Genomic DNA, 24,548 nt, shown 5'->3' with positions numbered 1-24,548 from the left:
CCTCCTGTATCTTACATTTGTTTTTTACATGGTACGCGGGCCCGCTGATACACACGACCTGCCCTGCCGGCTGTTTTTCTTCCGGATGATCAGTCTGTTACGTTGACCGGCTTTTTCGCGTAGCTGTATATATTTATATACTAATGCGTCTCTCTTGTCAAGAAAAAAGTCCCCCATACCAGCGGTTTTATGGCGATTTCTGCCCAAAACAGACTCTTTTCCACCGCACGGTTAAAAGAAGGATCCCTTAACAAACCGCAGCCAGTCTGCCTGCTGCGCATTGAGTGTTTTTAGTTTCTCCGTATTCCGCCCGGATATCCACGATTTTCTGCTTCCGTAGTAGCGGTTTGCCAGTTTCCAGTATTTCCACGGATAGGAAAGATAGAGGCGGAGTGTCTCGATTTCCCCCTCATCGAGCGGCCGTCTGGCGCTGTAGGCGTTTAAGATCCGTTCTGCCGCGCGCTCGCTCCAGCCGTGTTTTTCCAGAATTTTCCGCATAAAATAGCCAAGATCTGCCACCTGGAGATCGAAGTTCCACTTGTCGAAATTGACCGCCGTTTCGCCTCTGCCGTTTTCCAGCAGAATATTGTGCTGGCTGAATTCCCCGTGGCAGACGGCGCCTTCTTCGTCCGCCCGCTGCCGCAGTTTTTCATAGGAAGAAGCTTTCATTTCCGCGGCCGCCCGCTCTCCCTGTTCCAGATACGGACCGGCGCTTGCCAGCAGCAGTTTTTCGAACTCATTTTTCTTCTTTTTTGTCTGCAAATACTTTCGGATCTTTCGAATTTCCACATTGTGGCGGATGCACTCCTCCACGATGGATTCCCTCCGGTATTCCATTTTCACCGGCAGATGAGCTGCCGTATGTAGCCGCGCCAGCGCGTCCGAGGCGCGGATAAGATCCTCACTGTTTCCCGTCTCACATTCCCGGCCCGGGTACCAGTTCCGCACAATGTACGTTCCTCCGTCGTCCCCGCGCGTTGCAAGCGCTCCCTCTTCGTTCCGCAGAATCTGATCGCACCGCAGGAGCCCCGACTCCGTGATGCGGCACTGTAGAAGATACCGCTGCTCCAGTTTTTCCGCCGCCGTCCCGAACTCGCTGATCAGCTTATCCCCCTGTTCGGTGTGGCACAATAAAGCGCCCCGCACCCGCATTGTGCCGGAAGCCGTAAGACCGTAATGGGACAGCACACTCAATCCATAATCATACAAGAGCCTGACTCCTTTCCCTGTTGTGATCGTTTTTGGGGTCACGATTCAATGTATGCGTATCCGCCCTGTGCCATGCATACTGGTTTCTGTTTTTTCTTTCATCCCAAAAGCTATGTTGAAAGTGTTTTCTTTTTCTCTTATTTTATTGTTTTTAATTTCACCGCATGGTAAAATATTCCAAACTTGACAGGATGAAAAACACCTGTTATGGGGTTCTCTAAAATCATTTTATTTTAAGGAGGGTTTTTATGATTTTCTTACCACAGCCATCTTCCCTTTCCTACGGAGAGGGCACCTTTACAATTCACTATGACAGCCGCATTTTTCTCGATTCCGAGAGCCCGGCTGAGCTTTTTTCTGCAGCACAGCTTCTGCAGCAGGAGATTGAGACACAGACGGGATTCCGTCCTGCCATCTGCCGCCGTCATCAGCCGGTGGGATCACACTTGATCTATCTGACTGCCTCTCCGGAATTATCCCGTGAGGCTTATACCCTCGCTGTCACACCGGAAAACATCACGATCTGCGGATCTCTGGAAAGCGGCGTTCTCTACGGCGTGCAGACACTCCGTCAGATGATCCGCCAGGCAGGTGCTGTTCTTCCAACCGTCCTGATCTCCGACAAACCGGCCATGGAAAACCGCGGCTTCTACCACGATGCGACCCGCGGACGTGTTCCGACGCTTTCCTATCTGAAACAGCTTGCCGACACCTTGAGCTTCTATAAAATCAATCAGCTTCAGCTCTACATCGAGCACAGCTATCTCTTCGACGATCTGACCGAGATGTGGCGCGACGATACGCCGCTCACTGCAGAGGACATCCTCGAGCTGGACCGCTACTGCAAGGGACTTGGCATTGATCTCGTTCCGTCACTTGCAAGCTTCGGCCATCTGTACAAGCTGCTCTGCACGAAATCGTATGCACATCTGTGCGAACTGGAAGGCTCTGCTTCGGCTCCGTTCTCCTTCTATGACCGCCAGGCGCACCATACGCTCGATATCACAAACCCGGAGAGCCTCTCCCTTGCCAAACACATTCTTTCCGAATATATGCAGCTCTTCTCCTCGAAGTATTTCAATCTCTGCGCGGATGAAACGTTTGACCTCGGAAAAGGGGCTTCCCGCGCACTCGCCGAGGAAAAGGGAACCACCGTCATCTACACCGAGTTTGTGACAGAGCTTGCCAACTATATCACTGAATCCGGCCGCACGCCGATGTTCTGGAGTGATGTCATCAGCCAGGAGCCGGAAGTTTATCATCTCCTGCCGAAGAACCTGATCTGCCTCCACTGGGATTATGCGTCAAATGTTTCATCGGAGCGTCTGACCCGCCTTGCCAATTCCGGTGCCGAGCATCTGTATGTGTGCCCGGGCGTACAGGGATGGAACCAGCTCATCAACAAGTATCATGAGGCGTATGAAAACATTTCCAGAATGGCGCGCTACGGCCACGAATGCCATGCGATGGGACTTCTGAACACTGACTGGGGCGATTACGGCCACATCAATCACCCGGACTTCTCCCGCATCGGCATGATCTACGGCGCGGCGTTCTCCTGGAATGCAGACATTCTGCCGGAGGAGGAAATCAACCGCCAGATTTCCGTGCTGGAATTTGGTGATGCTTCCGGAAAACTCGTTTCCGTGCTCGATCTTCTCTGCCATCAGGATGCGTATCCGTGGCGCACTGCCGTTATGGTACAGGAAGCACTCGAACTGCATCAGGACAAAGAAGAGGCTGCCGAACTGCTCCGCTCCTGCGCGGAAGGCGATGCGGATGCAGCAAATGCTTCAATCGACGCGCTCTGCGCCGTTCTGTACGAGAAAGCCGGCACCGTCCGCCCGGAGAACCGTCCGATGATCTATGCGTACCTGCTCGCCGCAGACGGCCTGAAAGTGCTGAACCGCCTGCTGCCGTTCCTGCGCGCTTCCCTTCTTTCCGAGGGCACTCTGCCGGAGAAAGAAGACTGTTTTGCACTCGCCGGAGATCTCGAACGGTGGCTGCACAGCTATAAAGAGCTGTGGCGCACCGTCTCCAAGGAGAGCGAACTGTACCGCATTGCCCATGTGTTCTGCTGGTATGCGGATCTGCTGCGTGATCTGAACGCATAAAACCAGTAAAAAACAAAAGAGAGCCGGGGACGGATTGTTCTGTCCCCGGCTCTCTTTTGTTTGCCGTTTTGGCTTTACAGCAGTGTTTTTACGTACTCTGTCAGGTATTCTTTTGTATTCTTCGCCGGATCTTTCATCACTTCTTCCAGCGCCGCGTTCAGGCATTCGCCGATTTTCGGGCCTTTTGGGACACCGAGTTCCATCAGATCTTTGCCGGAAACGGCCAGCATTTTCAACGTAAAGCAGTCGCCGTTATCGAGAATTTCTCTGACGCACTCCCTTACCTTTCCGATCCGTTCCAGGGTTTTCTCCCGCTGGTACAGGCTTTTGGCCATCGTATCGGCTTCCTGCACGATCATCAGTTTTTCAAACAGCTCCGGGCCGAGTTTGTTCAGAATAAGGCGGATCACCGGTTTCTCCGGAGCCATGCGGCAGTCATGCCAGCGGATCAATGCTGCGACCTGGCGGATGGTTTCGTTGTCGAATTTCAGACGGCGCAGAATCGCTTTCGCCATTTTCTCCCCCGCCGGTGCGTGGCCTTTAAAATGATCGATGCCGGCCTCATCCGTTGTGCGGCACGCCGGTTTTGCAATGTCGTGGAGCAGCATCGTCCAGCGCAGAATCGGATCTGCCGGAACGTGCTGCAGAGCGGCAATCGTGTGCTCACCGACATTATAGCAGTGGTGCGGATTGTTCTGCGGCGTTTTCATCAGTTCATCAAACTCCGGCAGCACAATTTTTGTAATACCCGCCTCATAGACGGCCTCCATGTACTCCGGCCGCTTCGAGATCAGCAGTTTATTCAGTTCCACACGGATCCGCTCGGCGCTGATTTTTTCAAGCGTCGGCGCGAGTGCTATGATGGCATCCAGTGTTGCCGGATCGAGTTTGAAGCCGAGCTGTGCGGAAAAGCGGAGGGCACGCAGGATCCGCAGTGCATCCTCACTGAACCGCTCGGTCGGATTTCCGACACAGCGGATGACTTTGCGCTGTAAATCCCTGATTCCATCGAACAGATCCACAAGCCCCTCTTCGTTGTTGTATGCCATCGCATTGATCGTAAAATCACGGCGGCGCAGATCCTCGGCGAGGCTGGAGGTAAAGACCACTTCTTTCGGATGGCGGCCGTCCTCATACTCTCCGTCGATGCGGTACGTCGTGACCTCGTGCGCGCCGCTTCCGGCCAGAACTGTTACCGTTCCGTGCTCCAGTCCCGTATCCACGGTGCGGTCAAAAATTTCTTTTACCTGCTGTGGGGAAGCAGAGGTTGTAATATCCCAGTCGTCCGGCTCCCGCGCAAGAATCGTATCGCGCACACAGCCTCCGACCGCGTACGCCTCGAAGCCTTTCGCATGCAGGGAATCGATTACCATATTTACGCTTGGCGGCATTTTTATCTTCAAATTTGTTATCTCCTTTTTCTAAATCTGCTTTTCCAGTATAGCAGTTTCCTTTTTTTCCCGCAAGTGTGGTTGCGGTTGTATTTTGGGAATTGCATGTGTATAATAGAGGTTAATAAAATTCGAAAGGGGATTTACATTTTTATGAAACTGGATCGTTACCGAAAATATGTCCGGACCGGCGTTACTGCCTTTCTGGTACTTGCAGCGTCCATGATTTTTTACTACCTGCTCTTCCACCAGACTTCTGTGCGGACCGCCTTTCACAATGTCCTCGACATTCTCTCCCCCCTGATTGCAGCCCTGATTCTCGCCTATGTGATCAGCCCGATCATTAACTTCATAGAACAGCGGATCATCGCCAGACTCTTTGCCCGGCACGGAAAAACACAGTCGGTACGCTGCAAAAAGCTTGTACGGGCGCTTTTGATTCTTCTGACGTACGTCGCCATGCTTTTCGCGCTGTACGGACTCATTGCGACCCTGATCCCGGAGCTGTTCTCAAGTATCACAAACATTGTCTCCAACTTCTCCAACTACGCAAACAACATTCAGGATTTTGCCACAAAAGTGCTGGCGAATTACCCGGAGATGCAGCAGACGGCAGACCAGTACATCTCCATGTTCTCCGCAAAGCTTTCCAACTGGCTGACCAATGACCTGATGCCGATGCTCCGTACGTTCCTTCTGAACCTCTCCGGACAGCTCGTCAACATGGTTACGTTTTTCAAAAATATTCTGCTTGGCGCGATCGTTGCGATCTACATGCTGTACAACAAGGAAAGCTACATTGCCAAGCTGAAAAAAGCAGTCTACGCGCTGCTCGGTCTGGATCACGGAAATGCCGTGATCCGCGACTGCCAGTATGTGAACCAGGAATTCAGCGGATTCCTCGTTGGAAAAGTCATCGATTCGATCATCATCGGTGCCATCTGCTATCTTGTGACGAGCCTGATCGGCACCCCGTACGCACTGCTGGTCAGCGTAATCATCGGTGTGACGAATATCATTCCGTTTTTCGGCCCGTTCCTCGGCGCCGTTCCGTGTCTTCTGCTGATCCTTCTGATCGACCCTCTGCAGGCACTGTATTTCCTGATTTTCGTCGTTCTCCTGCAGCAGTTTGACGGAAACTTCTTAGGACCGAAAATCCTCGGCGAGACGACCGGCGTGTCCAGCTTCCTTATCATCATCTCGATTCTGATCGGCGGCGGCTTCTGGGGTGTCTTTGGCATGATCATCGCCGTTCCGGTCTGTGCCATTATCTGCACGGTCTGCCGCAACTTCGCCAACCGTCGTCTTGAAAAACATCACCTGCCGGATGACGATGCGTTTTACTTCCACATGGACCACATTGATCCGGAAACGAGACAGGCGATCCCATATCAGAAAAAGAAGATCGACGAGGCCGAAGTCTTCCACTTCCCGGGCTACCGGCTGCGCAAAGCGCTGACAAAGCTGGCCACGGAAGAGTCTCCGGTTGATGCGCCGTATACACCGGCAAAGCCTTCGACCGAAGAGAAAAACTCAGATTCTTCCGATTCCGATCAAAAATAAATCGTATCTTACAAAAATGCCTTCTGTGCAGACTGTTTCCATTCTGCACAGAAGGCATTTTTTTATTTTTGCTTTTTATTTCTCGATTACAACCGTGCTGAGTGTCTCTGCTGGAAGATCGACACGCATGATATGTCCGTTGACACGCAGGAAGCAGCCGGAATCCTCTTTTGTGCGGTTCAGCAGGATCACAACGTAGCTTCCGTCTGGATTGACTGCGGCCGTTACATCCAGGTTTGCTCCGTATTTGCTCCAGCCGATGCGTTTTGCACCCGGAGCAATATATTTGGAAATATGGCCGATGTAGTGGTACATGATCGGTTTGCGGTAATGGAAATCATCATCCACAATCAGACCTGAGGTGAATCCCATCGGTACGTGGCGCGGGCCGCCGTCTTTGTCTACGAGGAAGTTCCAGTCGATCCAGCGGTTCATGCCGGCGTTCAGGTTTCCGATCATATCGTGTGCATAATCTGCGGCGTCAAGGTAATCGACGTACTCTGGTGTCTGGAAGTTCACCGGTCCGAAACCACCGCCGCCAAAACCTATTCTGCCCGGCATGTGAAGGGCACAGCACTCGGAAAGCATGAAGGTTTTGTCCGGGTATTTCTGTTTCATCAGCTCAACAGCCTCGAAGTGGTCGCCGGAATACCAGTGGAATGCGATACCGGCTACCATGTCCATGGTCTCCTCGTCAAGGACGGTCAGAACGTGCTCGATCATACGCTCTTTGTTGTGATCCCAGATGAAGATGCCGATCTTGTCCGTCAGGCCTGCTTTTTTCATCTCCGGATACAGATAATCTTTCAGGTAGGTTTTGGACTCTTCCGGTGTCCATACGCAGCTGTCCCAGGTGGTAGCCGCTACGGTCTCGTTCTGCAGGCTCAGCATCGTCACCGGGATTCCCTCATCGAGGTATGCCTGCAGATATTTTACGACGTATTTTGCCCAGCTTCCGTAATACTCCGGTTTCAGGCTGCCGCCGTGGTTTCTCTGCGGAATCTCTTCCGGAACCGGCATTCCCATTGCACCGTAAACAGCAGCATCATTCTTTGCGATCTTCGGTGCAGTTTTCCACTGATACGGCGGAGACCACGGGCTCATCAGAACACTGATCGGCTCTGCGGAGATTTCGATGGCTTTTTTCAGCATCGGAAGGACATATTTGCGGTCGCGGTCGATCGAGAAGGTTGCCAGATCCGGGTCTGCGATCGGGTCTGCGACTGCCTGATACTCCTCAAGGGAATAGTCACAGCTGTCGATCGGCACGCGGACAAATCTTGCATGAAGGCCGTCCGGTCCGAAAATATCCTGTAATGCCTGATTCTGTGTTTCCTCATCCATACGGGACAGCAGGTATGCGCTGCTCTCGGTCATGGCGCCGCCGAAGCCCTCGATGGTCTGGAACGCAAAGTCCGGATACAGGTTGATGACGTTCGACTCAATCATTTTTACGCTCTTGGACTCGTCTTCCGGTGCCAGCGCTTTTTCCCAGGTTTTTGCTTCCCCTTTTACATGGTACGTTGTAATCTGTTTTGCTTTCATTTTCCACACTCCATTTTTCACATGTTTTGCGGCATTTACTGAAAATCCGCTGTTTCATGCTTCCACTATACCATGCTCTCTTCTTCTTGTTTAGTGCCTTTTTCGGCAGAAAATTAGGGCATTTCCGCTTTTCTGATTCTTACCCACTGGCCCATCGGGCGGTCTCCTTTTTCCTTTTCATACCGCTTCTGCATTTCCTTCATGCTGCAGCCGTACCGCTCCTTAAACAGACGCGACACCGACTTGTAGTTTTCGCAGCCGTGTTTCGGCAGAAGTTCCATGATCCGCGCCTCGGGATGCTGCAGGTCGCGGCAGATCCGGTCGAGCCGGATTTCATACAGATACTGGTAGACCGTCAGACCGAGGTACCGTTTCAGAAGCTTCGACAGATAATTCGGCGTATAACCAAAGTGCTCCGCGACCTGCGCCACCGTCAGCTTTTTGGCGTAATGCTCCTCAATATACCGCATGACCTCGCGGATCTGCTGTACGGCCTTCTGATTCTGCGGAATGTGTTCTTTTCCGATCCGCACCGCATAGTCCACCAGTAAGCGGTACAGCGCTTCAAGAAGAAGGCTGTCGAATTTTAACTGATACCCTTCTTTCTGCGCACCGTACACCTCGTCCATCTCCCGGAGAACTGCTTTGAATTCTGCGAGTTTTTGTTTTTCCGCCTCACTGGCCGGTCTTTCATCCACAACAAAGTAAAGCTGATCGTAATGCTCCATGTACTGCAGCAGCATCTCGTACGGAACCTGCAGGACGATGGCCTGATTCGGATAGGCTGTCACGGCGTGGATCGTGCCGGAGTTGATGACGAGAAGTTCATCTGCCCCGATCTGCCGCTCGCCGCCGTCACCGAAACGCACTTTCAGACGGCCTTCCAGAAGATAAATGATCTCCAGATCGTTGTGCCAGTGCGGCGGGTTGCTGTAGCCGCCGTCGTCGATGCTGTGGAAAAAGCGGATGCCGATATCGCCGTTTGCCGTAATCCATTCGAAATTGCTCTCCATGGTGCCCTCCCGTTTCTTGTCTTTTCGTGTATACAGACGAAGCGCGTCTGAACTTTCTGTTCGTTCAGGCGCGCTCCTTCTATTATCTTTTCTGCTACAGGGACATGGTAATTTCCCGCCCTGTGCGGTGGTATTTCTGAAAAGTGACTCCGGACGCCTTCATCATCCGTTTCGATGCGATCACGGACGGGGTGTCCGCGTACTTGTCGCAGTCGTAGATCACCGTTTTGATTCCCGCCTGGATAATCGCCTTGCAGCACTCGTTGCATGGGAACAATGTCACATACAGCTTGGCTCCCTCGAGGCTTCCGCCGCGGTAATTCAGGATGGCGTTCAGTTCACTGTGCGTTGTGTAAAGATACTTGTTTTCCAGCGGATTTTCACTTGTCTTTCCCCACGGGAACTCGTCGTCCGAGCAGCCTCTCGGGAAACCGTTGTATCCCATGGACAGAATCTTGTTGTCCTCGCTCACAATGCAGGCTCCCACCTGTGTGTGCGGATCCTTCGAGCGCATACCGGCAAGCTGGGCAACTGCCATGAAATATTCATCCCAGGAAATATAATCCTCTCGTTTATCGCTCATACCCATTTCCCCTGTGTTTTCTTAACGTACTTTGCTTCCGCTCTTATTTCGTACCGAAGATACGGTCTCCGGCATCGCCGAGGCCTGGTACAATGTAGCCGTGCTCGTTCAGATGGTCATCCAGTGCTCCGACGAAAACATCGACATCCGGGTGAATCTCATGCATTTTCTCGATTCCTTCCGGAGATGCGATGATGCACATGAAGTGGATCTTCTTTGCGCCTTTTTCTTTCAGCATGGTGATGGCTGCCGTTGCAGAACCGCCGGTTGCCAGCATCGGGTCGGTTACAAATACTTCACGGCTTGCGATGTCTGACGGAAGTTTGCAGTAATACTCAACCGGTGCCAGGGTTTCCGGATCACGGTACAGACCGATGTGTCCGATTTTTGCTGCCGGAATCATAGCCAGCATACCTTCTACCATACCAAGACCGGCACGGAGGATCGGCACAACTGCCATTTTCTTTCCTTCGAGCTCTTTTACGGTTGTTTTGCAGATCGGGGTTTCAATTTCAACGTCTGTGAGCGGCAGCTCTCTGGTTGCCTCGTAGCACATCAGCATTGCAATCTCGCTGATCATCTCGCGGAACTCCTTGGAGCTTGTGTCTTTCTTTCTGATAATACCGATTTTGTGCTGGATCAGCGGGTGATCCATGATGACTGTTCTTGCCATTTTCCCTTCTCCTTTGTTTTGTTTAAAATTTATTCATTTTCTCCTTCATGCTCAATCAAATGAATCCGGCGTTCGTGACGCTCTTCTCCGGAAAATGGAGTGTTCAGGAAGGTTTCTACGATTTTGATTGCAAGGCCAGGGCCTACAACGCGTCCTCCCATCGCCAGTACGTTGGCATCGTTGTGCAGGCGGGTTGCCTCTGCGCAGAAGCAGTCGGTGCAGAGTGCTGCACGGATTCCTTCCATTTTGTTTGCCGTGATAGAAATGCCGATTCCGGTTCCGCAGATCAGGATTCCCTTATCACACGTTCCGTTCTGGATCGCATGGCCTACTTTTCTGGCGTAAACCGGATAATCAACTGCCTCGTTGCTGTAGCATCCGAAGTCCTGATATTCCAGTCCCTGTTTGTCCAGATATGCTTTTACCTCCTGCATCAGCTCATATCCGCCGTGGTCGCATCCTAAAGCTATCATTGTTCTTCCTCCTCTTTCAGCCGCGCAAGAACACCTTCAATCAGGAATTCCAGCGCTTCATAACATTTTCCGTATTCGGTAAGCGGTTCCCCGTAAAGGGCGGGGATGTCTCCTGCCAGCCGCAGAAATCCGGCGATCGTCTGCAGATGGGGCGCATCCGGGAAGTCCTCACGGATCTTTTCCCTCTGACTGTCCTCCATCACAAGAAGCAGCGTGTCGTCGTTGATGTCCTCCGCGGTAAGCGGTGTGGTGGTGTGGTCTTTGGCCGAAAGCCCGTTGCGCGCAAGCACTGCCTCTACCTTCTGGTTGACCGGCTGCGGAAACAGAACGACAAGCCCGCGGGAACCAATTTCCATCGGCCACGGAAGCTCTTTGCTCTGCAGAATCGCCTTCGCCATCGGTGCGCGCGCGGTATCGTCCGCGTCCACAAATAAAATCCTGCTGTAATGTTTCACTGTTATACCTCTGCTACTTTGTGGCCTGCGGCTTTTAACAGGCGGTTCATGATCGCCTGCCCCATACGCGGGGTGTCGAAAGCCTCGGAATAAATCACTTCCACGCCGTCCTCATCGAAGTCGCGCAGAATCGCAAACAGGTGATGCGCGATCGTCTCATCTTCGGCGCGCAGCCCGATGCTCTTGATATCTCCTGTGGTGTACTGCTCCCGCGTCTCATCGGTGCAGATTACGCCCACTTTCTTTCCTGCCTTTTCCTGTTCTGCGGCAAGGCGGTTGATTTCCGGAATCACCCGTTCCATCTCGCCCTGGATAATCGTAAGGTCTGCCTTCGGCGCATAATGTTTGTAGCGCATGCCCGGTGCCTTCGGACGCACATGGCTGTCCTCCGCAAGGATTCCCGGATCGACACGCACGGTTCCAAGCACTTTTTCCAGCATCTCTTTGTTGTAATAGCCCGGGCGGAGAATCGTCGGAATCTCCTCTGTAAAATCGACGATGGTGGATTCGAGGCCGATCTCGGCGTCTCCTCCGTCGATGATACAGTCAATTTTGTCCCCCAGGTCCTCGATCACATGCTCGGCTTTCGTCGGGCTCGGCCGGCCTGATGTATTGGCGCTCGGCGCTGCGATGAAGCCGCCTCCGGCTAAGATCAGTGCGTTTGCCACTTTGTTGCTCGGGTAGCGCACGGCTACGGAGGTAAGGCCTCCCGTCGTCTCGAGCGGAACGGCATTTGTTTTCTCAAAAATCATCGTCAGCGGTCCCGGCCAGCATGCAGCTGCCAGTTTGCGTGCACTCTCCGGCACGTTTGCCGCTACGGTTTCGAGGTCCTCCATTCTTCCGATGTGGACGATCAGCGGGTTGTCCGACGGACGGCCCTTTGCCGCATAAATTTTCTCGGAAGCTTTGGCATCCAGCGCATTTCCGCCAAGACCATATACGGTCTCGGTCGGGAATGCCGCCAGACCGCCGTTTTTCAGAATCTCTCCTGCTTTTTCGATCGCGCTCTGATCTATGTTATCTTCTGTCATCCTGGCAATCCATGCCCTCATATGTTTCTTCCTTCTTTCCATCTGTTCCAGCGCACAGTGTTTCCATCTGCGCACACTGTTTTGATTATACCATTTTCCGGCGCAGTTGAAAACCCTTGATTTAAAGAAGCTCTTTTAACTGAGCCGTGCGGTACGCCTCGATCAGTTCCTTTAATTCACGGATGCGCTGCCGGATCTGCCGTCCCTGATCCGTATCGCCGACTAACTGGCGCTTCATGTTGTACCGCACCGCCACCTGGCGGGAGACAATATCCTTCTCCTCCTGGATTGCTTTTTCTGTCGATTCAAACGGCTCGTGCGCGGTGAGGCTGAGGCCGTACGAGTTGTAAATCAGCGTGTAACCCGCGATGCCGGTTTCTTTGTGGTACGCCCTGCAGAAGCCGCCGTCGATGATCAGCACCTTGCCGCCGCATTTGACCGGGCTTTCACCAGCACTCTGGTGTACCGGGACGTGGCCGTTGATAATATGTACATTTTCACCGGCAAGCCCGAACTCCTGTAAGATCCGGTCCGCCGTCTCCTCTTTCTCGATCAGGCGGTAATACGCGTTTTTCACCTCGGTCCAGGTCTCTTTTTCTGCGAGGAAATACCGCTCAAATGTTGTCATCTTGTCGCGGCCGTACAGCGGGGAATTCGGCGCAGTCCACAGATACCACAGCGTATTGCGGCCCTGCTCCCGTTTTTTCGGATCGCGGCTTACAAATGCGCGGCGCACGTTGTGCTCGAGGATATCGTACAGTGCTTTTCCCTTGTATTTCTTTCCGTCGACCTGTACCTCTTTTAAGGTGCCGTCCTCATTCATCGGCATGCAGCCGTGGTACAGCAGATTTCCATTGTAGACGCGGTAGAGGCTTCCTTTTTTGAGCAGGAAATCGACGTGCGCCTGCAGTTTTTCGCTGTTTCGGAAGGCGAAGATCAGCTTATCGAGCACTTCTGCCTCTTTTTCTGTCAGCTCGTCCGGATGCGCCGGGTCGATCGTCGGAAAGCTCTTGTCGCGCAGAGCATATGTTTTCTCCCCAATCGTCACCGTTCCGTTCTGGTAATCGATCTTTTCCAGCAGACGGCGGTTTTCCATGCCGTACTCCGGGTTCTCACGGATCAGACGGTTCTCGAGCTTTAACTGCATTACGGTGATGGCCTTGTGCATGCGGCGCTCCAGCATCTGCTGGGAATTTCCGCTGTCCTCGCCGCCTTTTGCGGCAAAGCATTCGCACGGATCATCGCCGTACGTCTCGAGAGCAAAGGTGGCAAGCGGAAGCATATTGATGCCGTAGCCGTCCTCCAGCACATCGAGATTGCCGTAGTGGAGGCAGATGCGGATCGTGCTGGCCACGCACGCCGGCTGGCCGGTCGCAGCGCCCATCCAGAGCACATCGTGGTTGCCCCACTGGATATCGAGGGAATGGTAATTCATCAGGCAGTCCATGATTTTATACGGCTCCGGACCGCGGTCAAAGATGTCGCCGATGATGTGGAGATGATCAACAACGAGCCGCTGAATCAGCTCTGCCACGGCAATGATGAAGTTCTCGGCGCTTCCGATTTCGAGGATAGTCTGGATGATCGCCTCGTAGTATGCTTCTTTGTCGAGCACCTCCGGCTTTTCGGTGATCAGCTCCTCGATGATATAGCCATAATCCGCCGGCAGGGCTTTCCGCACTTTGGCACGGGTGTATTTGGAAGAAACGATTTTGCAGACGTCGATCAGGCGGTACAGCATGACCTTGTACCAGTCATCGATGTCCTCCTGCTGCTTTTTCTCCATCTCCAGGCGCTCTCTCGGGTAATAGATAAGGGTTGCAAGCGCACGTTTTTCCGAAATGCCGAGCGTGTGGCCGAAGACATCGTCAATCTTCTTTCGCACGGCACCGGAACCGTTGCGGAGTACATGAGAAAAGGCTTCGTATTCGCCATGAATATCCGAAAGGAAATGCTCCGTGCCTTTGGGAAGGTTGATAACGGACTGCAGATTGATGATTTCGGTCGCTGCTTTTTCGATGGTCGGGTACAATTCTGCGAGATATTCCAGATAATTTTTTTCGTTTTCCATGAGGACCTCCTGCCTGGGTTGTTTTTTCTTATTTTATAACGAACTCCCCTTCGGCACAACCCTTTTTCTTCTTTCGATACACCGGGTGCGTCCCCTCATGGAAGATATAATAGCTCACATAGTCCGTAAGAAAAATCCCAACCGCCGAGAGCAGATACCAGATCCCGAAAAAACACGGGCAGATTAATCCTTCGCAGATGGAAAACGGCAGCGTACCATAGTCCCACATGCGGTAATGCAGCACCCTCAGGGAAAACATCCCCGAATACAGTTCAATGGCCGTAATCAGGACGGCGGATACCATCATCTGAAACGCCAGCGGAAAGCGGCGCAGCCCGGCGTCTTCCAGCATTCCGATTCCTGCAAGGGACATTCCTCCGGCAATGCCCATCAGGCGGAAGCTGTAACCCCGGTAGGTGACTTCGATGGCAATATAAATACAGTAGCCCAAAAGAAAAAACAGCAGATACTTCTTCGCTTTCATTCGTTTTTCTCCCATTCTAATTGAGAATCTTTTCTCTTATTCCCAGTATCTCTGTCTTTTCTCTTTTTATCCGCTTGCATTTTTTCTTTTCCATGTTACAATACTTTCATGTTTCGAAAGAAGTTTCGAATAGAAAGGACAGAAAAAAGAATGGCATTTAACCCAATAAAGTTAATGGAATTAAAAAATCTGAGAAACCGTTTCGCCCAAAACCACCCGAAGTTCGTAAAATTCATGAGCGATCTCGCATCCTCGCAGATCGAGGAGGGAACGATTCTCGAAGTCACGGTGAAAAAACCGGACGGCCGAACGATGGTTTCCAATATCAAGGTGACTGCTTCGGATCTTGAAATGCTGCAGGCAATCAAACAGATGTAACATATTTTTCGTGGCAAAAAGCCGCTTTCGACGAGCGGCAGGCTTTTGGACACACGATATTCCTCGAGATACTGCGTCACCGTCTTTCCCGTCATTTTCCGGAAGCGGCGGCAGCAGACCTCGCGGGACAGATGCACCTGCTCACCAAGCTTTTCGAGCGAAATCACGGATTCTTACCATTACTCCGATGCATTCCTGACGATCGAAGCGCCGTTCTACTTCCTGCTCGGCCTTCTCGCCGTCTACCGCACCTCGATTCAGAGTATGCAGAACGGACGCACACCGTTTGCCTGGTTCGGTGCGGTTGCACTGCTGATTCCAGTCTACTATCGGATGATGATGAAGCCTGTAAAAACAGTGTAATCAAAATTGGTCCACCGGATATTGATATGCCTGGCAACGCAAAACCCGGAATCCTTTCGCTCCTCTTCTGAGGTCTTGAAAAGATTCCGGGTTTTTTATTTTGCTGTTTTCTCTTCCCAGATTGTCTCCAGATTTTTTCCATCAATCCAGATACAGCGGTACACCCGCTTCATCTGCTCATCCAGTTCCGCTTCCCGGTCCGTCTTTACAATCACATGGCCGATCCGGTCAGTTCCATCTGCCATGGCAGAAACTTCATGCCCCTCCGGATAATCCAGGACAAGCTCCAGCCCTTCCTGACGCAGACGTTCGACCTGATCCCGGTCGATTTGTGTGATGGTTCCGCTTACCGGACTCAGCAGCAGTTTTGCCATGCACGGGCAGCTTTCCGTCTGCTGAAAATCCGTTTCTTCCCCGAGGGCGCTTTTGATCATCTGCTCATAAAAATCAAATCCGTAATACGTTGAAATCAGTTCCGGAATGCAGGTTGCCCCGGTTCTTCCGCCCATTTCAATGATCCAGACCTTCTCTCCGTCCACAAAGACATCCGCATTGACGGAGCACTGATCGGCACCGGATGCGGTGACGGCCAGCTGCATCTGGCGGGCAATTTCTTCCCGCAGTGCCCCGCTGCATCCATACGGAAATGCGTGGCCGACCGGAACGGTCGTGTGTGCACCGCGGTATACAAATTTCGTGTGCGGTGCCAGAAAGACCAGTTTGTGGTTCTGCACAAATCCATCCACGCCGATTTCCGTTCCGCGGAGGAATTTTTCAACCAGCACATAATCTCTTGCCGAACCGTTTCTCGCATTTTCATACGCTTCTTCGATCTGTCCGGAATGCTCCACCACGGTAATTCCGCGGCTTCCTGAACTGTCCACCCGTTTTACGACAACCGGGTATCCAAGCTGTTCTGCGGCTTTTTGTGCCTCCTCTGCGCTTCTTACCCGCATCCCGTCTGCCGCGGAAACGCCGCCCTGCCGGAATGCGTCTTTCATCTTTGCCTTATCGGTCAGAATTTCCGCCGCCTCATACGGAATGCCGGACAGATGCATCTTTTCACAGACATAGCCGATTGTGCTGACGGCCACATCGGTTCCCGATGTACAGATTCCGTCGATCTGTTCTTTTTCCGCCGCCGCAAGAATCGCTTCTTTATCCCGCGTATTCAGTTCATAAATTTTATCTGCAAGTGCAAAACCCGGATAATCGCCGGGAATACTCACTACGATCGTGTAAAGACCCATTCTGCGTGCAGTCCGGATCAGCGGCACCTGGTAAATACCGGCACCTAAAATCATGATTTTTTTCACTTTTTTTCTTCCTCATCAGATACGTTAATGGTTTCCCGCACAATATACTGCGGCGTGCGGTTCAGAATCAGAATCATCTTTCCGAGGTATTCTCCGATGATGCCGAGCACCATCAGAATCAATCCGGAAAAAACAACGATGGCGCAGATCGTCGAAGACCAGCCAACCATCACGGTCGGATTGATGAGCTTTCGGATGGCAATCATGATGGCTGCCAGAAAACCGCCGGCTGCAGAAACTCCGCCGAGAACGGACGATATGCGAAGCGGAATTACAGAATAGTTCCAGTAGGCAAGCCACAATTTGATCAATTTCTTTAACGTATAGTTGGAAGTTCCCACTGCACGTTTGAAATGCTCCACCTCTACATTTCCGATTTTGTGTGTCGTGCGGTAGAAAATGCCGTCAATATAGGGATTGAAGCTGTCGTATTTTACCACCTCGTCCTTGATCTGGCGGGTAATCATCCAGAAATTGCTGGAAACGATGTCTTTTGGCCGTCCGAGAAGAATCCGGGAGGAAACTTCGTTCAGTTTGCTGGTGACATTTTTCAGGAACGAATTTTTCCGTTTCGGATAGCAGCCGTAAACCAGATCGTATCCTTCTTCCATCTTGTGGATCAGTTTGCTGATCTGGGACGGATGTGTCTGCATGTCATCGTCCATGCCGAGAATAAAATCTCCTTCGGTGTAGTGGAGTGCCGCCATCAGCGCATTGTGCTGGCCGAAATTGCGCAGCAGGTTGATGCCCTTGACATTCTGATACTGCTCACCGAGCTTCTTGATCTCCCCATACGTATTGTCTTTCGGGGAACCGTCGTTCACCAGGACAAATTCGCAGTCATATCCGTCCATTTTCTTGAATTCTTCCATCACCATCTCTACAACTTTCCGGATCGTTGCCTCGGAATTGTAGCATGGGATGACTATTGAAATCAGTTTCATTTTTTTCCTCCATCGGTATCGTTCAGAATGCAGTCATAGAACAGCGGCGTGCCTCCGGTATGGATAAAAAGCACATCGCAGTCCTGTAACTGATGTTCTTCTATGTACTGCTTCATTCCCCAGAATGCCTTTCCGGTGTACGTCGGATCCAGCGGAAGGCCGTTCCGGCAGAACTCTTCCCGGATCACCTGTAAAATCCGCTCATCGTACTGGCCGTATCCGCCCTGGCGGTATCCCATTTCCAGATGAAGTTCACTCTCCCATCCTTCCGGCAGCACGAGATGATTCTTCGCAAAATAATCGGAAATGCCGCTCTCCATGATGCGGATGGCTCGGTCGTACTCGCGGGATGAAATCGAAAGGCCGATGATCTGCTCCGTTCCCTGCTCGAGCAGTTTTCCGCTTACCAGGCCGCACTGGGTCGAGCCGGTTCCGGATGCTGCAAAGATATGAGAAAAAGAAATGTTCTGTTCTTTCTCCCACGCAAGAATCTCGCGGTAGCCGTCCACGTAGGCCTGTACCGGTGTGCCTTCATTGCCCGTTCCGAATTTATCCCCGAAAATATAATATGGGTGATATCCCTCTTCTGTCAAACGGTTCATCGTCTTCTCGACGGTCTGTGCAATCTCTGTTTTTCTGCACGGAATGACTTCGGCTCCGAGCCATTTCATCAGACGGCTGTTGTTGGTTTCGATCGGGTGTTCTTCGTTTTCTTCAGAAGAACAGATCATATAGCATGGAATTTTCTCGGCACAGCACAGATTGGCCAGCACGCGGCAGAGGTTGGATCTGCTGTTTCCGTAGATGATCATGCAGTCTTTGTTTTTCTCCTGCATATCCTGGAAAAAAGCACGTCCGATGCGGACTTTGTTTCCGCCTAAGGAAAACGGAAGAAGATCCTCCCGCTTGCAGTACAGGCGGACGCCTCTGTCGTTTGGAAATTCCAGTTTCTGAATTGGTGTCTGTATCATTGTTTCTCCTCTTTTATTCTTGTTTCAACTCACAGTCGGTATTTTCACGGAGTCTGACATGCCGAAAATAGTTCGACTGTGACTTACCTCATGTCAGTGGAGGATACCGATTTCTCTCCGCCCGCCACTGCTGTTATGTTTCTTTTAACAATTCATCCCACCGCTTTAGAAGCTGGGGACTTCTTGTCTACTGGTGTTAAATTCCGGCATGTACCGGAAGCTTTTCCCTATTATAGACTATTTTTCTCTGCGTGGCAAGCCGTGCCGGAAACAGGAAAAGCCCGCCGGTTTTTGTTTTCACATCTGCCGGCGGGCTTTGGGGATTTTTTACGTATTCTGTTTTTTCGTCCGGGACCTGTTCAGGCTTCCTGCGGTGCGGCAAGATTGGCCACAATCCGCGCCACCTGGGCTATCTCCGGGATTTTTGTGTACTCGGCGCAGCTGTGTACCTGATTCATCGAGGTTGCGATGACAAGCCCTTCGATGCCGTGCTGTGCAAAGACGTTGTTGTCGCTGCCGCCGAAAGTTTTTTCGAATGCAGCGGTCAGGCCTTCTTCTGCAACGGCGCTCTCGTAATGCCTTGCGGCATCGCTTGTCAGCGGCGTCTCATACGCATGGATATTCAGCTTTTCTTCCCAGACCAGCTTCGCACCAATCTTCTCTGCTTCCTGCTGGAAGGTTCTGTGATATGTTTCCAGAAGCTCCATGGCCGTCTCGTGGTTCAGGCTTCGAATTTCGCCTTCGATCACGCAGCTTTCCGAAACGATGTTGGTACCGGAGCCGCCGCCGATTTTTCCGATGTTGGCAGTGGTGCTTTCATCCACGTGGCCCTGCGGAAGCTGTGCGATTGCGCGGGCGGCCGCCTGGATGCTGTTGATGCCGTCCTCCGGGTGGAAACCGGCGTGGGCGGCTTTTCCCTGGATTTTCGCCGCGAAGGAAACGAGTGTCGGTGCCGCGTAGGCGGCTGCACCGATCGCGCCGCTTAAATCCAGAACGTATGCTTCTTTTGCCTGCACCTGGCTGTAGTTGAAGGCATTTGCGCCTTTGCAGTACAGCTCCTCACCAGTCGAGATCAGGATTTCGATCGGGCGGTGCGGTGTTTTGGTCTCGATGATGTGGCGGACAACTTCATAGATGGCTGTCACACCGGCGAGGTCGTCGGCGCCAAGAACCGTCGTGCCATCGCTCGTTACGGTTCCATCCTCATGGGAGACGGCTTTTTTGCCTTTTGCAGGCTCAACAGTGTCCATGTGGGCCGCAAAGAGAACCGGGGCTCCTGCAAGGCTGCCCGGAATGCGCGCGAACAGATTGCCCGCATTGGAGCCGGTCTGCTCCTGCGTATGATCTTCTGTAAGCGTAACCCCGATTTCGGCGAATTTTATTTTTAAGGTGTCCGCCATCTCGCGCTCCTCTAAGGACGGCGAATTGATAGATACCAGCTCCGCAAAAAAATCAGCAATTCTTTTCTCATCTATCATAATCTTTTCTCCTACTCTTTGGCTGTGTCCGCAATTTAAATAACATACTCAGGCTGCGCCATAATATGCATCTTGCTGAAGAACTCCCGTGTTCTCTGATTCTGCGGATGCTCGAATACTTCTTTCGGTGTTCCGTCTTCTACTACGTGTCCTTTATCAAGGAAGATCACACGGTTCGACACATGGCGGATAAAGTTCATCTCATGGGAAACCAGAAGCATTGTATATCCCTGTGCCGCAACTTTTTTAATAACATCCAGAACCTCTCCAACCAGCTCCGGGTCAAGGGCTGAAGTCGGCTCGTCGAGCAGCAGAATCTGCGGTTTCATGGCGAGGGCTCTTGCGAGCGCCACCCTCTGCTGCTGTCCGCCGGACATATGTTTCGGATAATGGTTTGCCCATTTCTCCATGCCGACCAGTTTCAGTTCTTCTAATGCAATGGCTCTGGCCTCGTCTTTTTTCATCTTCTTGACAACAATCAGGCCTTCCATCACATTTTCCAGTGCGGTTTTCTTCTCAAACAGATTGAACCGCTGGAACACCATTCCTGTGTTCTGTCTTAAATACAGAAGCTCTTTCGGTTTCCGCTCGGAAAGGCCGATCACCTTGTCCCCGATCGTCACCGTTCCCTTCTCCGGTGTCTCAAGGCGGTTGACGCAGCGCAGAAGCGTTGATTTTCCGGTTCCGGAAGGACCGATGATTCCCACAACATCGCCCTGTTTGATCTCGAGGCTGATGTCGTCGAGCACCACGTTGTCGTTATATTTTTTTGATAAATGATCAATTTTTATCATTTTTCTTACCCTCCCCGTTTGCGGACGCCAGCTCTACCTGGTCCGGAATCCGGATTTTATTTTCAATTACGCGGATGATCTGCTCGATCACCAGCGTTACCAGCCAGTAAATGATAGCCAGTGAAACGTAAACTTCAAAGTAGCGATACGTTCTTCCTCCAATAATCTGGCCCTGTGCGGTAATCTCGACAACGGCGCAGGTAAAAGCAAGAGACGTTCCTTTGATGATACTGATAAAAGAGTTTCCAAGGGTCGGAAGCGCAACCTCAAAGGCCTCCGGCAGAATGATGCGGCGCAGTGTCTGCGGATACGTCATGCCAAGTGCATGTGCTGCTTCGATCTGGCCCGGGTCAACGGACTGCAGGGCCGAACGGATAATCTCAGCCATAAAGCCCGACTGGTTCAGTCCCAGAGCGATCATCGCATAGACGAAACCGGAAATATTGGCAACCGCCAGATTCGTTCCGAACTGCTGGTTGATTGTCTTGAACATCATGGGAATACCAAAGAACGCAACGTACAGCTGTACGATGACCGGCGTGCCGCGGAGCAGTGAAATCAGAAGATTCGTAATCTGCGTCAGCACTCTGATTTTTTTCATTTTGATGATCGCCATCACAAGTCCCAGTCCCAGTCCGATCAGCATAGAAACCACGGCCAGTTCCAGCGTGATCGGCAGCTTTGTCAGCAATTCTGGTATGGATGAAAATACCAGTGAAACGTCAAATAATTTTCCCATGATTTTTGTCCTCTCTTACACGTATTTTTCTACCAGTACACAGGTAAAGCCAAGATTTTTCTTCGGCTTTTTCGGCTCTTCGTCTTTCTTCAGTGCATGGTGGTCGTATACCGACAGGTCAGCGTCCGGATTCAGTTTGTAGCCTAATTTCTCATAAAAGCCTGCGGCGCGGTCCTGGCTCGTGATGACGATGTGATCAACACCGTATTCTTTCAGCCATTTCTCAGCGGCTTCGACCAGCACGCGGCCGTATCCGCTTTTCTGTTTTTCTCTGACAACACAGACACGCTCGATTTTTCCTGTCTTTTCCGCCGGAAATGCGATGCGGCAGCCGGCTACCGGCTTGTGATCTTCTGTCACCAGAATCGCCTGCAGATCATCTTTGCTCTCGTCCTGTCCGAATTCCAGTTCAATCGGAATGTTCTGTCCGCAGCAGAACGCATCGGTTCTGACGTAATCATATGCTTTGTATTTCCACTCTTCGCTTCCCTTTTCTACCCGGTAAATTTCTGCCATGTTTTTCGCTCCTTTTAGAATCGGGAAACGGATGTTCTCGATCCGCTTCCCGTCTGTTTTGTAATCTCTTCTGTTTTTATTTCGAAAACGATATTCTAGTTTGGTGTCTCATCAAAGTATTTCTCGTCCGGGCTGGTGTCCACGCCGAGATACTCGGTTGTGATCTTGGAAAGAGTTCCGTCTTCTTTCATCTCTTTTAAGGCTTTGTCAACATCCTCGCGGAGTGCTGCGCCCTCTTCGTTCTTTCCAAACAGGAAGTAGGTATTGTTCTGCGGGAACAGGAAATCTTCGGTCTCCTCGTCGATCTCGTTTGCTTCCAGCTGACCTTCCAGTCCGAACTGCGGAAGCAGGTTGTCGATGATCGGTCCGTCGTCGATTGCCACATCAGCGGTTCCATCTACGATATGCTGGTAGCGGACCTGGAAGTTTGCATTGGAATATACGATATTGATCTGGTGATCCGGGTTGTCTGTATTCCATTTTTCCAGTGCATTTGCGGTAAGGCTTCCTGCACTCAGCTCAATTTTGTATCCGCGGTCTGCCAGATCGGTAAGAGAAGTCAGCGGCTCATCGCCGGTTCTCTGAATGTATTCGTTGAAGCTGGTTTTATATGGTAAAGAGAAGTAGTAGGATTCTGCTCTCTCATCGGTATATCCATAGTTGTTGACTGCGATGTCGTACTGACCGCTCAGCACACCCTGCAGTGCATCTGCCTGCTCAATTTTCAGTTCATACTGCGGAAGGCGGTTGAACACTTCTTTTACGATATCGATATCGACACCGGTCAGCTCGTTGTCATCATTTACGTAAAAGTACGGTGCCAGTGTGCCGCTTGTTACAGCTTTAATCACTTTTTTCTCACCGGAATCCGATGCGGAGCTGCCTTCTGCGGAAGATGATGCTGCGGAACCGCTGCTGCTTCCTGCATTTGCTGATGCATTGCTTCCGCATCCTGCAAAGCTTGCTGCCAAAAGGCCCGCCGCTGCCAATACTGCCCAGAATTTCTTTGTCTTTTTCATAATAAAATCCTCCTCATTTCCTCGTTCTTTTCAGTTCCGGCCGCACCCCGGCTGCCTGAGAGTGTTCCACCAGAGCGCTCCGGATTCTTCTGTCTTATCTCTTTATAAAAGTCCTTTCAGCGGATTAATCGATGCATCCACGGAAAGTACGCCGTTCTTCGGGTTTCTGTCTTCCCATTTCGGGCTGTTCCAGATGGTTTTTGAGATTTCTCCTGCGTAATCCTCGTAGGTCTCTCCCTCCGGATGGCGAAGGAATACTTCATCCGGTGTTTTGCTGAGTGTTCTTCTCGATCCATCGTCTGCCATCAGCTTCTCGAAATCTACTTTTGCAAGGATTCGTTCGTTGTATCCGCGGAAGAGAACCTCGCCTAATTTCTTTCCAGGTCTCGAAAGTGCCAGCACCTGCGGATCGCTTCCGTGACGGAAGGCCGGGATCGCATACAGCTCTTTTAAGTAGCCCCAGATATTTTTGTAATCACGAATCGGTTTCTTCACCGGTCCTACGTTGTGGAAGTAGCTGACATCCCAACGGATCAGAGTGACGTAAGCGCGGACATCGCTGTCGGTGATGTAGTCGCCGAACAGGAAACGGTTCGTCTCCAGCCGTTTGTCCAGCTTATCGAGGGATTCATAGAAATCTTCGTATGCCTCATCGTATGCTTCCGGTGACTGGCAGAATGCCATGCGGTAATGGCCGTTGTTGATATGCGGGAAGAGCCAGTCGTTAAACTCATCGATCTCTTTCCGGAATTTTTTCGGGTACAGATCCGGCGCATCTTTTGGCTGGAATGGACGGAACTGCACTTCGAGATAGTTCGTAAGGCGGTGATAATCGTTGTTCACAGCCTTTTTCTCTTTGACATCCACCAGGGTCGGTGTCGTTGCTCTTCCTTTGAAGTCCGGGTTTGCTCTTTTATAGAACTCACTTAAGAAGTAAGCGCCTGTCGCCGGATCCTTGAAATCCGGATACTGTCCGAATGCATGTCCGTAACGGTTTGTCTCGCCGGATGGAGAAACTCTCGTCTCCGAGATCACATCCTGCAGTCCTAAAAGCTCCCGCACGATGATCGGACGGTTGGACCAGTTGCATCCGGTTGCCCAGTAGATCCCGAAGCGGTTTGCTTCTGCTTTCAGGCCGCCTTCTTTATCGCCGAATGGCTGGATAAATGCATTTGGCTGACGGATGAAAGCGCCGCGCTCATCGATCTCTACAAGGGTTTCATTTGGTCTTGGGTCTACTCCGACTTCTGCTGCAAACTGTTCTGCCAGCGCATCTGTGTATTTGATTTCTTCGGTTTCTTTATTTTCAACTGGGGTGAAGCTGCATCCGCATCCGCTCATGTTTTTGTCCTCCGTTTTCTATGTCTGTTTATTATCTATTCTTATGTTGTTCATTTGCATTTCTTTTAAAAAAGGTTAAAAAAA

Annotated in this window: 24 protein-coding genes; 4 read left to right on the top strand and 20 right to left on the bottom strand. The window is 51.5% G+C overall.

The window, feature by feature from the left end; genetic code table 11:
- Positions 1-231 precede the first annotated feature (231 nt).
- A complete protein-coding gene (locus tag PGS38_RS07530; protein ID WP_117509466.1) occupies positions 232-1,209 on the bottom strand; it encodes a phosphotransferase in 978 nt (325 codons plus the stop codon).
- Between the two features lie 248 nt (positions 1,210-1,457).
- On the opposite strand from PGS38_RS07530, the gene PGS38_RS07525 reads away from it, so the two are divergent.
- The gene (locus PGS38_RS07525) at positions 1,458-3,323 is read left to right on the top strand and encodes a beta-N-acetylhexosaminidase (RefSeq protein WP_055218699.1); all 1,866 of its coding nucleotides are present in this window, start codon (positions 1,458-1,460) and stop codon (positions 3,321-3,323) included.
- Positions 3,324-3,397: 74 nt separating this feature from the next.
- On the opposite strand, the gene PGS38_RS07520 is transcribed toward PGS38_RS07525, so the two are convergent.
- The gene (locus PGS38_RS07520) at positions 3,398-4,726 is read right to left on the bottom strand and encodes a CCA tRNA nucleotidyltransferase (protein WP_118700139.1); all 1,329 of its coding nucleotides are present in this window, start codon (positions 4,724-4,726) and stop codon (positions 3,398-3,400) included.
- Between the two features lie 141 nt (positions 4,727-4,867).
- On the opposite strand from PGS38_RS07520, the gene PGS38_RS07515 reads away from it, so the two are divergent.
- On the top strand, positions 4,868-6,277 hold the full coding sequence (locus PGS38_RS07515; protein ID WP_158568320.1) for an AI-2E family transporter: 1,410 nt from the start codon (positions 4,868-4,870) through the stop codon (positions 6,275-6,277).
- A gap of 75 nt (positions 6,278-6,352) precedes the next feature.
- Here PGS38_RS07515 and PGS38_RS07510 read toward each other — a convergent pair whose 3' ends face one another.
- From PGS38_RS07510 to PGS38_RS07470, 9 genes are all read right to left on the bottom strand, one after another.
- On the bottom strand, positions 6,353-7,822 hold the full coding sequence (locus PGS38_RS07510) for a glycoside hydrolase family 30 protein (RefSeq protein ID WP_117801463.1): 1,470 nt from the start codon (positions 7,820-7,822) through the stop codon (positions 6,353-6,355).
- 113 nt (positions 7,823-7,935) lie between these two features.
- Positions 7,936-8,835 (bottom strand): AraC family transcriptional regulator, encoded by a 900-nt coding sequence (locus PGS38_RS07505; protein WP_055227269.1) that lies wholly within the window; start codon positions 8,833-8,835, stop codon positions 7,936-7,938.
- Positions 8,836-8,929: 94 nt separating this feature from the next.
- Positions 8,930-9,418: a deoxycytidylate deaminase gene (locus tag PGS38_RS07500; protein ID WP_022462096.1), complete on the bottom strand. Its 489-nt coding sequence runs from the start codon at positions 9,416-9,418 to the stop codon at positions 8,930-8,932.
- A 43-nt stretch (positions 9,419-9,461) separates the two neighbouring features.
- The gene (gene upp / locus PGS38_RS07495; protein ID WP_117509471.1) at positions 9,462-10,091 is read right to left on the bottom strand and encodes a uracil phosphoribosyltransferase; all 630 of its coding nucleotides are present in this window, start codon (positions 10,089-10,091) and stop codon (positions 9,462-9,464) included.
- 29 nt (positions 10,092-10,120) lie between these two features.
- Positions 10,121-10,564 carry a ribose 5-phosphate isomerase B gene (gene rpiB, locus PGS38_RS07490; protein WP_055218692.1) on the bottom strand — a complete coding sequence of 148 codons (444 nt, stop codon included), beginning with the start codon at positions 10,562-10,564 and terminating at the stop codon, positions 10,121-10,123.
- Positions 10,561-11,019 carry an arsenate reductase/protein-tyrosine-phosphatase family protein gene (locus PGS38_RS07485; protein WP_055218690.1) on the bottom strand — a complete coding sequence of 153 codons (459 nt, stop codon included), beginning with the start codon at positions 11,017-11,019 and terminating at the stop codon, positions 10,561-10,563. The genes rpiB and PGS38_RS07485 overlap by 4 nt, the downstream gene beginning before the upstream one ends.
- A 2-nt stretch (positions 11,020-11,021) precedes the next feature.
- On the bottom strand, positions 11,022-12,071 hold the full coding sequence (locus PGS38_RS07480) for an L-threonylcarbamoyladenylate synthase (protein WP_022462093.1): 1,050 nt from the start codon (positions 12,069-12,071) through the stop codon (positions 11,022-11,024).
- A gap of 100 nt (positions 12,072-12,171) precedes the next feature.
- On the bottom strand, positions 12,172-14,121 hold the full coding sequence (locus tag PGS38_RS07475) for a fructose-1,6-bisphosphatase (RefSeq protein ID WP_117509472.1): 1,950 nt from the start codon (positions 14,119-14,121) through the stop codon (positions 12,172-12,174).
- A gap of 28 nt (positions 14,122-14,149) precedes the next feature.
- Positions 14,150-14,605, bottom strand: a complete 456-nt coding sequence (locus PGS38_RS07470; protein ID WP_158554976.1) for a putative ABC transporter permease — start codon at positions 14,603-14,605, stop codon at positions 14,150-14,152.
- A 150-nt stretch (positions 14,606-14,755) separates the two neighbouring features.
- Here PGS38_RS07470 and PGS38_RS07465 point away from each other — a divergent pair, with 150 nt between their 5' ends.
- Together PGS38_RS07465 and PGS38_RS07460 are read left to right on the top strand one after the other, a co-directional pair.
- Positions 14,756-14,983 carry a hypothetical protein gene (locus PGS38_RS07465; protein WP_117509474.1) on the top strand — a complete coding sequence of 76 codons (228 nt, stop codon included), beginning with the start codon at positions 14,756-14,758 and terminating at the stop codon, positions 14,981-14,983.
- Between the two features lie 45 nt (positions 14,984-15,028).
- Positions 15,029-15,346 (top strand): hypothetical protein, encoded by a 318-nt coding sequence (locus PGS38_RS07460; protein ID WP_226906320.1) that lies wholly within the window; start codon positions 15,029-15,031, stop codon positions 15,344-15,346.
- Positions 15,347-15,441: 95 nt separating this feature from the next.
- Here PGS38_RS07460 and PGS38_RS07455 read toward each other — a convergent pair whose 3' ends face one another.
- The 9 genes from PGS38_RS07455 to PGS38_RS07415 all read right to left on the bottom strand — a co-directional run bounded on the left by PGS38_RS07455 (position 15,442) and on the right by PGS38_RS07415 (position 24,464).
- Positions 15,442-16,662, bottom strand: a complete 1,221-nt coding sequence (locus tag PGS38_RS07455) for an ATP-binding protein (protein WP_117509475.1) — start codon at positions 16,660-16,662, stop codon at positions 15,442-15,444.
- Positions 16,659-17,606 (bottom strand): glycosyltransferase family 2 protein, encoded by a 948-nt coding sequence (locus PGS38_RS07450; protein WP_117509476.1) that lies wholly within the window; start codon positions 17,604-17,606, stop codon positions 16,659-16,661. Before PGS38_RS07450 ends, PGS38_RS07455 begins: the two co-directional genes overlap by 4 nt.
- A complete protein-coding gene (locus PGS38_RS07445) occupies positions 17,603-18,577 on the bottom strand; it encodes a 1-aminocyclopropane-1-carboxylate deaminase/D-cysteine desulfhydrase (protein WP_055218684.1) in 975 nt (324 codons plus the stop codon). The genes PGS38_RS07450 and PGS38_RS07445 overlap by 4 nt, the downstream gene beginning before the upstream one ends.
- Positions 18,578-18,936: 359 nt before the next feature.
- Positions 18,937-20,055, bottom strand: coding sequence for a M20/M25/M40 family metallo-hydrolase (locus tag PGS38_RS07440; RefSeq protein WP_179964632.1), 1,119 nt, complete (start codon positions 20,053-20,055; stop codon positions 18,937-18,939).
- Between the two features lie 35 nt (positions 20,056-20,090).
- On the bottom strand, positions 20,091-20,849 hold the full coding sequence (locus tag PGS38_RS07435) for an amino acid ABC transporter ATP-binding protein (protein WP_022462084.1): 759 nt from the start codon (positions 20,847-20,849) through the stop codon (positions 20,091-20,093).
- Positions 20,836-21,588: an amino acid ABC transporter permease gene (locus PGS38_RS07430; RefSeq protein WP_118595100.1), complete on the bottom strand. Its 753-nt coding sequence runs from the start codon at positions 21,586-21,588 to the stop codon at positions 20,836-20,838. The genes PGS38_RS07435 and PGS38_RS07430 overlap by 14 nt, the downstream gene beginning before the upstream one ends.
- A 15-nt stretch (positions 21,589-21,603) precedes the next feature.
- Positions 21,604-22,104, bottom strand: a complete 501-nt coding sequence (locus PGS38_RS07425; protein ID WP_118697464.1) for a GNAT family N-acetyltransferase — start codon at positions 22,102-22,104, stop codon at positions 21,604-21,606.
- Between the two features lie 95 nt (positions 22,105-22,199).
- Positions 22,200-23,123 carry a transporter substrate-binding domain-containing protein gene (locus tag PGS38_RS07420; RefSeq protein WP_055264864.1) on the bottom strand — a complete coding sequence of 308 codons (924 nt, stop codon included), beginning with the start codon at positions 23,121-23,123 and terminating at the stop codon, positions 22,200-22,202.
- Between the two features lie 102 nt (positions 23,124-23,225).
- A complete protein-coding gene (locus PGS38_RS07415; RefSeq protein ID WP_117761082.1) occupies positions 23,226-24,464 on the bottom strand; it encodes a glutathione S-transferase C-terminal domain-containing protein in 1,239 nt (412 codons plus the stop codon).
- Positions 24,465-24,548: the final 84 nt, after the last annotated feature.

Origin of the sequence: Fusicatenibacter saccharivorans (assembly GCF_027667425.1) — a bacterium.
GTDB lineage: Bacteria > Bacillota > Clostridia > Lachnospirales > Lachnospiraceae > Fusicatenibacter > Fusicatenibacter saccharivorans.
Note: the sequence above shows the minus strand (reverse complement) of the source record. Positions and strands in the feature narration are given on the sequence as shown.

What these genes read in the sequence shown, in the direction of transcription:
- PGS38_RS07525 (WP_055218699.1), top strand. Translation starts at nt 1,458, where the DNA reads ATGATTTTCTTACCACAGCCATCTTCCCTTTCCTACGGAGAGGGCACC.
- PGS38_RS07515 (WP_158568320.1), top strand. Translation starts at nt 4,868, where the DNA reads ATGAAACTGGATCGTTACCGAAAATATGTCCGGACCGGCGTTACTGCC.
- PGS38_RS07510 (WP_117801463.1), bottom strand. Translation starts at nt 7,822, where the DNA reads ATGAAAGCAAAACAGATTACAACGTACCATGTAAAAGGGGAAGCAAAA.
- PGS38_RS07505 (WP_055227269.1), bottom strand. Translation starts at nt 8,835, where the DNA reads ATGGAGAGCAATTTCGAATGGATTACGGCAAACGGCGATATCGGCATC.
- PGS38_RS07500 (WP_022462096.1), bottom strand. Translation starts at nt 9,418, where the DNA reads ATGAGCGATAAACGAGAGGATTATATTTCCTGGGATGAATATTTCATG.
- upp (WP_117509471.1), bottom strand. Translation starts at nt 10,091, where the DNA reads ATGGCAAGAACAGTCATCATGGATCACCCGCTGATCCAGCACAAAATC.
- rpiB (WP_055218692.1), bottom strand. Translation starts at nt 10,564, where the DNA reads ATGATAGCTTTAGGATGCGACCACGGCGGATATGAGCTGATGCAGGAG.
- PGS38_RS07480 (WP_022462093.1), bottom strand. Translation starts at nt 12,071, where the DNA reads ATGAGGGCATGGATTGCCAGGATGACAGAAGATAACATAGATCAGAGC.
- PGS38_RS07475 (WP_117509472.1), bottom strand. Translation starts at nt 14,121, where the DNA reads ATGGAAAACGAAAAAAATTATCTGGAATATCTCGCAGAATTGTACCCG.
- PGS38_RS07470 (WP_158554976.1), bottom strand. Translation starts at nt 14,605, where the DNA reads ATGAAAGCGAAGAAGTATCTGCTGTTTTTTCTTTTGGGCTACTGTATT.
- PGS38_RS07465 (WP_117509474.1), top strand. Translation starts at nt 14,756, where the DNA reads ATGGCATTTAACCCAATAAAGTTAATGGAATTAAAAAATCTGAGAAAC.
- PGS38_RS07450 (WP_117509476.1), bottom strand. Translation starts at nt 17,606, where the DNA reads ATGAAACTGATTTCAATAGTCATCCCATGCTACAATTCCGAGGCAACG.
- PGS38_RS07445 (WP_055218684.1), bottom strand. Translation starts at nt 18,577, where the DNA reads ATGATACAGACACCAATTCAGAAACTGGAATTTCCAAACGACAGAGGC.
- PGS38_RS07440 (WP_179964632.1), bottom strand. Translation starts at nt 20,055, where the DNA reads ATGATAGATGAGAAAAGAATTGCTGATTTTTTTGCGGAGCTGGTATCT.
- PGS38_RS07435 (WP_022462084.1), bottom strand. Translation starts at nt 20,849, where the DNA reads ATGATAAAAATTGATCATTTATCAAAAAAATATAACGACAACGTGGTG.
- PGS38_RS07430 (WP_118595100.1), bottom strand. Translation starts at nt 21,588, where the DNA reads ATGGGAAAATTATTTGACGTTTCACTGGTATTTTCATCCATACCAGAA.
- PGS38_RS07425 (WP_118697464.1), bottom strand. Translation starts at nt 22,104, where the DNA reads ATGGCAGAAATTTACCGGGTAGAAAAGGGAAGCGAAGAGTGGAAATAC.
- PGS38_RS07420 (WP_055264864.1), bottom strand. Translation starts at nt 23,123, where the DNA reads ATGAAAAAGACAAAGAAATTCTGGGCAGTATTGGCAGCGGCGGGCCTT.
- PGS38_RS07415 (WP_117761082.1), bottom strand. Translation starts at nt 24,464, where the DNA reads ATGAGCGGATGCGGATGCAGCTTCACCCCAGTTGAAAATAAAGAAACC.